Here is a 9089-nt window from a genome sequence, read left to right on the forward strand (position 1 = left end):
ATACAAAAAATTTTGTAGAGCCTTTATTATAAATATATTAATAAGGTTCTAAATAAATATAGAAAATTTATATATAGAAATTTTGGAATATTACAATAATTTAGAAAATAGCATTGATAGAAGACTAAATATGTAATATAATAAAAAATAAGTAATCTTTAAACAAATTATATTAAAAACAAACAAAGTATCAAAATAATGGGTAATATAAATTTTAAAAATATTTATACTATAGTTAAATATAAAATTATGATGAAAAGTGAATTTATTAGCAATATTAATTATGCTTAAAACAGTAGTACCAATAATTATATTTTGATACTACTGTTTTATTTACAAACAATAATTTTTCACAATTATAATCAAAGAAAGGAGGTTGTTTTTAAGTATTTACAAATAAATTATAGGGGAGGTATGTATATGTATAGGTTTAAAAATTTAGTTTTAATTTTATTACTTATTTTAATTTTAGCTATTCCAGTTTTTGCAGAAGAAGATAATGCTATTAACTTTGGATGGTTATCACTTTTGCCACCATTATTAGCAATTGTACTAGCTTTTGTAACAAAACAAGTATTAATTTCATTATTTTTAGGAGTATTTGTTGGAGCTACTATGTTAAATGGGTGGAATCCTTTTTATGGATTTTTAAGAACTATGGATAATTATCTAATAGGTTCTTTGGCCGATTCTTGGAATGCAGCAATTATCATATTCTTATTAGCAATAGGTGGGATGGTTGGAGTGGTAAATAAAATGGGAGGAACTGCAGCTGTAGCAGAGGCATTAGGAAAAAAAGTTAAAAGCCCTAGATCTGCTCAACTATATACCTATTTATTAGGGTGGTTCGTATTTTTTGATGATTATGCAAATACATTAGTGGTTGGACCAACTATGAGGCCTTTGACGGATAAAAATAGAATTTCTAAAGAAAAGTTTTCGTTTATAATCGACTCAACTGCAGCACCAGTTGTAGGTTTAGCATTGATTTCAACTTGGGTTGGCTATGAGATAGGTTTAATAAGAAATGTCTACCAAAGCTTAGGTATTGAAGCAAATTACTATGAAGTTTTTTTGAAAACTATTCCTTATAGTTATTATTGCATTTACGCATTAATATTTGTTTTTGTACTATTAGTTATGGAAAGAGATTTCGGACCTATGTATGAAGCAGAAAAAAGAGCAAGGACTACAGGTAAATTAATTGCTGATGGTGCTAAACCAATGACAAGTGATGAAATTACTAAGATGGAAATTCGAGAAGATATTAAATTGAAAGCATCTAATGCTATAATACCAATTATTACTTTAATAATCATAGCTTTTATAGGTCTATGGTATAATGGTTACACTCTATTAGAAGAGACGGTCAATCCTTTTACAATTGAAGGTATGAGAGCCAGTTTTGGAGAAGCTGATTCTAGTATAGTATTACTTTGGGCTTCCATAGTATCAAGTATTGTTGCAGTAATAATGGGTCTATCTCAAAAGATATTTTCAGTTGGTGAAGCGATTGATGCTTGGGTTGATGGTGCAAAGTCCATGGTAATAGCATGTATGATTTTAGTATTAGCTTGGTCCTTGGGAAGTGTAACTGGTGATGTAGGAACAGCAGAATTCTTAGTAGGAATAGTTTCGGATGCAATACCATTTGCTATATTACCAATTATAGTATTTTTACTATCAGGATTAGTTTCATTTTCTACAGGAACAGCTTGGGGTACTATGGCTATTGTTATTCCATTGGCAGTTCCAATGTCTTATGCATTTGTGCAAAATGGCGGTGATCCACATATGATGACAGTTACATTAGGTACTGTTTTGTCAGGCGCTATTTTAGGTGATCATTGCTCACCTATTTCAGATACCACCATTATGTCGTCTATGGCTTCGGGTGCAGATCATTTAGACCATGTTAAGACTCAAATGCCCTATGCTCTTACCGTTTCTATTGTAGCAGGAATATCTTATTTGTTAGCAGGATTTTTCTCATCACATCCAATAATCATTTTATTAATTGGTACAGCAATTATAATTGGAGTTATTAGATATTTCGGTAAATCTGTTAAAGAAGAGGACTTGAAAAAGGAAACTGCCTCTAACTAAAACAAAAGCTGTTAGATTTTCTAACAGCTTCTTGTTTATTTAGTCTTTTATGATATAATGAAATCGTTAATGAAATAGTAAATAATTCGAAATAGAAATGATAAAATTTTCAATATAAAGCATAATTATAATAATATAATATTTTAAGGAGGCAAAAGTATGGCAGAAATATTAAAAGGTAATGTTGTAGCTACTCAAATTAAGGAGAAGATGAAAAAAGATATTGAGGAGCTAGCTAAGCATAGTAAAGTACCTACTTTAGCAATTGTTAGGCTAGGAGATAATCCAGGGGATATCTCTTATGAAAAAAGCATTATTAAGAATTGCGATAAGATAGGTATCGAATCAAAAGTTTTTGAAAGAGATGCTGAGATTAAAACAGAAGAATTGATAAAATTAATTGAAGATTTGAATGAAGATGATAATATATCAGGAATATTAGTTTTCAGGCCATTACCAAAACATATTGACGAAGAAATTATAAGAAATACAATTAGTCCATTGAAAGATGTGGATTGTATGCATCCTTTAAATTTGGAAAGAATTTTTGAAGGAGATATGGATGGTTTTGCACCATGTACTCCAAAAGCAGCAATGGAAATTTTAAAGCATTATGATATACCTTTAGAAGGTAAAAATGTAGTAGTTGTAAATAGAAGTATGGTAGTAGGGAAACCTCTGGCTATGATGTTATTAAAAGAGAACGCCACAGTCACAATTTGTCACTCTAGAACTCAAAGTTTAGAAGATATGACAAATAAGGCAGATGTAGTAGTTGTGGCGTTAGGTAAAGCGAAATTTTTTGGTGAAAAATATTTCAATGAAAACTCTATTGTAATTGATGTAGGTGTTAGTTTAGATGAAAACGGAAAATTAAGCGGAGATGCGGATTACGAAAAACTTTCACCTATAGTGGATAAAATTACACCAGTTCCTGGTGGAGTAGGTAGCGTTACTACTTCTATATTATTAAGTCAAGTAGTTTTAGCATGTAAAAATATTTAAAAAAAGAAAAAAAGAGTCTTAAATTTTTTTAAGACTCTTTTTTTCTTTTTACAACAAAATTAGTGGTTTTTCTATGAAGGAGAAAAAGAAACATTAATAGAATTATATAAGGGATATCTTTAAGGAGGGGATAAATTGGAATTATCAATAGATATTTTACAAAACTATTTGATTGTTAGGCTTAAAGGTGAATTAGATCACCACACATCTGAAGATATAAGGAAAAAAATAGACCAGCAGTATTATAACAATAATTTATTACATATCATCTTAGATTTAAGAGATTTAAGCTTTATGGATAGCTCAGGTATAGGCTTAATAATGGGGAGATATAAAAACTGTAAAGAAAGAAACGGAAAGGTTTTGATTATTAGTACAAATTCGAATATAGGTAGAATATTGAAAATGTCTGGATTACTAAAGATTATTAATATGTATTCGTCTGTTGATGAAGCTATAAAGGATTAGGGGGATGATAAAATGATGGAGAGAAATTATATGAAATTAGAATTTTTAAGTAAATCTAGTAATGAATCTTTTGCTAGAGTTGTTGTAGCTGCTTTTGCTTCTCAACTAGATCCTACAATAGAGGAATTATCAGATATTAAAACTGCAGTTTCTGAAGCGGTCACTAATGCAATTATACATGGGTATGAATATGGGGAAGGGTCAGTAATAGTTGAAGCAATAATTGAAAATAGTAAAATTGAGATTGTTATTGAAGACAATGGAAAGGGAATTGAAGATATAAATAAAGCCATGGAGCCTTTTTATACTTCTAAACCAGATTTAGAAAGATCTGGTATGGGATTTACAGTTATGGAAACCTTCATGGATGAGTTAACAGTAGAAAGTCATATAGATAAGGGTACAAAAGTGAAAATGATAAAGAGTTTTAAAAGCCTCTCAGATAGGGAGTAGATACTATGAAAAAAGGGAATAGGGAGAATGCTTTATTAACTCATGAAGAAACTATAGAATTGATTATAAAGGCACAAAATGGAGATAAAAAGGCAAAAGATGAATTAGTGAAGCATAATATTGGTTTAATTAAAAGCGTTTTAAGAGGGTTTACTAATAGAGGTTATGAAATGGACGATTTATTCCAAATTGGTAGTATTGGACTATTAAAGGCAATAGATAAATTCGATATCTCCTATAATGTAAAGTTTTCAACTTATGCAGTTCCAATGATTGCTGGAGAAATAAAAAGATTCTTGCGAGATGATGGACTTATTAAGGTTAGTAGATCTTTGAAACAAACTGCTAATAGAGTAAAATATACTCAAGAAAAACTTTCAAAGGTATTAGGTAGAGAACCAACTATACAGGAAATTTCTGAAGAATTAGATATAGATAAAGAGGAGATTGTAATGGCTTTAGAATCATCATATCATCCAGATTATTTATATGATGTTATTCATCAAAACGAAGGAAATCCACTTTATTTGATTGACAAAATAAGTATTGAAGAAGATAGTGAAAAGGATATATTGGAAAGAATAATTTTAAAAGAAATGTTATCTCAATTAAAAGAAAGGGATAGACAAGTAATTATTCTACGATACTTCAAAGATAAAACTCAAGTGGAAGTAGCAGAATTATTAGGTATATCACAAGTTCAAGTATCTAGAATAGAAAAAAAAATAATAGAAGAGATGAAGAAAATGTTAATTAAGGCATAAAACTATGCCTTAATTTTTTTGAATTAAAATTTTTTTTAAGAGAATAATAATTGTAGAATGGAGTGATAAGATGTATAAAAAAATAAAAATACATAAAGCTAAAAGAAATATTATGATTATATTATTTTTAGTATTATTTTTAGTTTGGGGGTTTTTATGGTATAGAGAACTAGGAACCAATAGAGAAGTGCCTAAAAAAGCAAAGTTTGTAAGTACTTTCATATTAAAGGGTGATATTTATCGATAAAGAGCAAGTTTATATTAATCTTAAAACTAAATATTCAACAGATTTAAATGCCCATGTATATGTAGAAGATATTGGTCAAGTGTATTGTAACAATGATGGGATTAAACAAAAGGTAGAAAAAATAAGAATATATAATGGAAAAGACAAAGAGATGTATGATTATTTATCAATCAATGAGATAACAACTAAAATATTAGAATTTATAAATGGTATAGATATTACAATAATAGGAGGGCCTGATATATTATTAGAAATAAAAGGGAAGGAACAGTCTAATAGTTTCTATAACTTTTTAAAAATTGCTTTAGTTATGGTAGTACTATTTTTTGGTGCCGCAGCTGCTATTATTAATTTTTATGAAGATGTAAATATGAGTAAATCAATGGAAAAAGTGTATTTTACAATCACAGGAGTAAATAAAGAAAATCCTTTAATTTTTACTATTCCATTATCTTTTGGAACTGGATTAGGTATGTTTGCATTTTTTAGTAGGATATTTAGCTTTAGTAAACGAAGGAGGCAAGAACCAGGGCCTATGGAACTGGAACTATATCTTTATGACAAAGATATAGAAGAGAATATACTAAATGATTTAAAAAAGAATGAAAACTCATAACATAATAAGGTGGTGGAAGAAATGGGAAAGCGATTTTAATTTCTTTGATTGGAGCTTCTGCTGGAATTACAATAGGCAGTGCAGCTGCTGCTTTTATAACTTTACTTAAAGTTGTTCCAAGAATGGCACAGATAACTGAAACAAGAAATCAGGTTAAGCTATATGAATATACCATTATGTTGGGAGCTACTTCTGCAAGTTTTATATATTTTTCAGACTTTAATTTAAATATTAGCAAGTTTTTATCCATACCAATTGGAATAACTATGGGTATATTTTTTGGATTATTTGCTTCTGCTTTAGCAGAAGTGTTAAATGTTATACCAGTATTTGCAAAGAAATTCAAAGCAAAACACGAGCTACAATATATTATTGCTGCATTAATATTAGGAAAAGTGACGGGTGCTTTATATTATTGGTTAATTTTTATAAATAAATAGGAGTGGAAAAGATATGGAAAATATGACAAACAAAGAGTACCAAGAATTTGCTGAAAAAAAGGTGCCAAAGCCCACTTATTTAAAAAACATTATATATGCATTTATTACTGGAGGATTAATATGTGTACTAGGTCAAATTATCAGAAATATGTTATTTAGATATGGATTTGATGAAACGGCTGTGACCTCCGGAACTTCAATATTATTAATTTTTTTAGGTTCATTTTTAACTGGTCTAGGAATTTATGACGAGATAGGAAAGAAAGGTGGAGCAGGAGCAGCTATACCTATAACTGGATTTGCTAACTCAATTGTTTCTCCAGCTATGGAATTTAAGAGAGAAGGTTTTATTTTTGGTGTGGCTGCTAGAATGTTTAGTATTGCTGGACCTGTGTTAGTATACGGAGTCGGTAGTTCAGTTCTAGTAGGGATATTATACTTAATACTTTCAAAAGGAAGGTGAGATTATGTCGATAAAACGCATTGGATTACAAACAGTAAAGTTATCTAACCCACCATCTATTTTAGGGACTTCTTCTATCGTTGGACCAAAAGAAGGAGCAGGACCTTTAAAAGACTATTATGATCTTATTTTAGAAGATGATATGTGGGGGCAAGAGTCATTTGAGAAGGCAGAAGCCAAAATTCAAGAAGAGGCTATTAAATTAGCTATTTCAAATGCTAATCTATCTCCTAATGAAATAGAATATCTGTTTTCAGGAGATTTATTAAATCAGATAATCTCTTCTTCCTATACTGCAAGACAATTAGAGATACCTTACTTTGGTTTATATGGAGCTTGTTCTACAATGACGGAATCTATAAGTTTAGGCGCTATGATAATAGATGGTGGGTTTGCAAGCAATGTTGTATGTGCTACATCTAGCCACTTTAGCTCTGCAGAAAGACAATATAGGTTTCCTTTAGAGTATGGTGCCCAAAGACCTTTTTCTTCACAATGGACAGTAACAGGAGCTGGCGCTACAGTATTATCTTCTACTGGTAATGGTCCTTATATTACCTATATTACTACTGGGAAGATTAAAGATTTTGGAGTAATTGATGTTAATAATATGGGTGGTGCTATGGCACCTGCGGCAATTGATACTATTTCTCAACATTTTAAGGATACTGGATATAATCCTAATGATTATGATTTAATAATCACTGGGGATTTAGCATTAGTTGGGAAGAAAATATTATTAGAATTGATGAAAAAAGAAGGATACGATCTTACTGAAAATTATTCGGATTGTGGAATTAAAATATTTGATGGGGTAGCACAAGACACTCATGCAGGTGGAAGTGGTTGTGGTTGTGCTGCTGTTGTTTTGAACGGCTATATTTATAAGGAAATGGTGAAGGGAAACTTAAATAGAGTACTATTAATTGCTACAGGAGCATTGCATTCACCAATATCAACCCTGCAAGGAGAGTCAATACCAGGGATAGCACATGCTGTAACTATAGATAATCTTGCACAATAGAGAGGATGATATAGATGGAATATTTAAAGGTCTTTTTAGTAGGAGGATTAATATGTGTAATTGGACAAATACTTTTGGATACTACTAAGTTAACTCCTGCTCATATTTTAGTTATTTTTTTAGTAGGAGGAGTAGTTTTAGGTGCTTTGGGATTATATGAACCGTTAGTTAAGTTTGGGGAGGCAGGTGCTACCGTGCCGATATCTGGATTTGGTTATGCTTTAAGCAAAGGTGCTATTAAAGGAGCAAAAACAAAAGGAATTCTGGGCGCTTTTATAGGAGGATTAGAAGCAACAGCAGGAGGAATTGCAGCAGCTATAGTATTTGGATATATAATGGCTATTGTTTCAAATCCAAAAACAAAAAATTAAAAGGAGCTAAAAATTAGCTCCTTTTAATTGTCATTATTGCTATTATTATCTATATTATTATTGTTGTTGTTACCATTACCGTTAGACCCATTATTATGGTGATTTTCCTCATTATCATCTTCATCATCATCGTCGTCATAGTCATTATCATCATTATGATCATTATCATCTTTGTCATCACCATTATTTATCAAATCATTTAACCAATCACTAATCCAATTCTCCTGATCATGTTCATCACATATTTCTGTGGGCGCTGTGTACTGATAATCTGATGGTGTTATTCCTCCATTTTTCTCTGGATCATAAGGTGGATCCCTTTTTATAAAGACTTTTTTTTCTACACTTTCCTCAGGACAATATTCATTAGCAATTTTGTTAGTAGTAGTGTCAATTTCTAATTCTACATGTGTTTCACAGAATTCTGATGGTTGGGTACCTTGTACAAATATTTCCCTTCTTATAGTACTGCCTCTTGGGTCATGTTTACATAGTTCTGTAGGTAATTTGCCAGATTGAGTACAGATATTAACGGAAACAATATTACTTGGCTGTTCAAATTGTTTTGTTTCTAATCCTTCATGAACTTTTGTCATGATAATTTTCCATAATTGAGCAGCCATTGCACTACCTTGATTTAATTTTATTTGTGGAGAATCATTACCTATCCATAATCCAGTAACATAATAAGGAGTAAATCCTATAAACCAAGCATCAGCTTTGTCTTGAGTTGTACCAGTTTTACCTGCTGTAGGCATATTTGGTACTTGTGCTCTTCCCGCAATACCATTAGATACAGTTGTTCTTAATATATCAGACATAATATAGGCTACTTGTGGAGAAACAACAGTATTTTCCTTTGGTGTGTTGTCTAATAGCACATTGTCATCTTTATCTAAAATCTTTGTAAAGGAAATAGGTTTAATATAGGTACCGCTATTTGCAATAGACCCATAAGCCGCAGTCATATCCAGAGGACTTAAACCTTTTGTCATACCACCTAATCCTAAAGCAGAGAGATTTTCATCGTTGTTGACATTATTTTCTCCAGATGTGACAAAATTATCTTTAGAAGGATTTTCAGTATTTATAATTCCCATTTTGCTTAAATATTCCATAGAAGTATTAACAC

At 30.6% G+C, this 9089-nt stretch carries 12 protein-coding genes; 11 read left to right on the plus strand and 1 reads right to left on the minus strand.

The window, feature by feature from the left end; translation table 11 throughout:
• The first annotated feature begins 420 nt into the window (after positions 1–420).
• From VK998_RS09280 to spoVAE, 11 genes are all read left to right on the plus strand, one after another.
• Complete coding sequence (locus tag VK998_RS09280; RefSeq protein WP_325227851.1) at positions 421–2106, plus strand: Na+/H+ antiporter NhaC family protein; 1686 nt, start codon at positions 421–423, stop codon at positions 2104–2106.
• A gap of 159 nt (positions 2107–2265) precedes the next feature.
• Complete coding sequence (locus VK998_RS09285; RefSeq protein WP_325227852.1) at positions 2266–3111, plus strand: bifunctional 5,10-methylenetetrahydrofolate dehydrogenase/5,10-methenyltetrahydrofolate cyclohydrolase; 846 nt, start codon at positions 2266–2268, stop codon at positions 3109–3111.
• A gap of 135 nt (positions 3112–3246) precedes the next feature.
• On the plus strand, positions 3247–3579 hold the full coding sequence (gene spoIIAA / locus VK998_RS09290; RefSeq protein ID WP_325227853.1) for an anti-sigma F factor antagonist: 333 nt from the start codon (positions 3247–3249) through the stop codon (positions 3577–3579).
• Positions 3580–3594: 15 nt separating this feature from the next.
• Positions 3595–4032, plus strand: a complete 438-nt coding sequence (gene spoIIAB / locus VK998_RS09295) for an anti-sigma F factor (protein ID WP_475513934.1) — start codon at positions 3595–3597, stop codon at positions 4030–4032.
• A gap of 5 nt (positions 4033–4037) precedes the next feature.
• Positions 4038–4796: an RNA polymerase sporulation sigma factor SigF gene (gene sigF / locus VK998_RS09300; RefSeq protein WP_325227855.1), complete on the plus strand. Its 759-nt coding sequence runs from the start codon at positions 4038–4040 to the stop codon at positions 4794–4796.
• Positions 4797–4866: 70 nt separating this feature from the next.
• A complete protein-coding gene (locus VK998_RS09305) occupies positions 4867–5043 on the plus strand; it encodes a hypothetical protein (RefSeq protein ID WP_325227856.1) in 177 nt (58 codons plus the stop codon).
• Positions 5027–5659: a stage V sporulation protein AA gene (locus tag VK998_RS09310; RefSeq protein WP_325227857.1), complete on the plus strand. Its 633-nt coding sequence runs from the start codon at positions 5027–5029 to the stop codon at positions 5657–5659. Before VK998_RS09305 ends, VK998_RS09310 begins: the two co-directional genes overlap by 17 nt.
• Before the next feature lie 44 nt (positions 5660–5703).
• Positions 5704–6099 carry a stage V sporulation protein AB gene (locus VK998_RS09315; RefSeq protein ID WP_325227858.1) on the plus strand — a complete coding sequence of 132 codons (396 nt, stop codon included), beginning with the start codon at positions 5704–5706 and terminating at the stop codon, positions 6097–6099.
• Positions 6100–6112: 13 nt separating this feature from the next.
• Positions 6113–6562: a stage V sporulation protein AC gene (gene spoVAC, locus VK998_RS09320; RefSeq protein ID WP_325227859.1), complete on the plus strand. Its 450-nt coding sequence runs from the start codon at positions 6113–6115 to the stop codon at positions 6560–6562.
• Between the two features lie 4 nt (positions 6563–6566).
• Positions 6567–7586: a stage V sporulation protein AD gene (gene spoVAD, locus VK998_RS09325; RefSeq protein ID WP_325227860.1), complete on the plus strand. Its 1020-nt coding sequence runs from the start codon at positions 6567–6569 to the stop codon at positions 7584–7586.
• A 14-nt stretch (positions 7587–7600) separates the two neighbouring features.
• Positions 7601–7957 carry a stage V sporulation protein AE gene (gene spoVAE / locus VK998_RS09330; RefSeq protein WP_325227861.1) on the plus strand — a complete coding sequence of 119 codons (357 nt, stop codon included), beginning with the start codon at positions 7601–7603 and terminating at the stop codon, positions 7955–7957.
• Positions 7958–7980: 23 nt separating this feature from the next.
• Here the strand turns inward: spoVAE and VK998_RS09335 are convergent.
• Positions 7981–9089: penicillin-binding transpeptidase domain-containing protein (locus tag VK998_RS09335; protein WP_325227862.1), on the minus strand; the 1109-nt coding region annotated here is incomplete at its 5' end.

This window comes from Schnuerera sp., assembly GCF_035459645.1.
Lineage (GTDB): Bacteria > Bacillota > Clostridia > Tissierellales > Tepidimicrobiaceae > Schnuerera.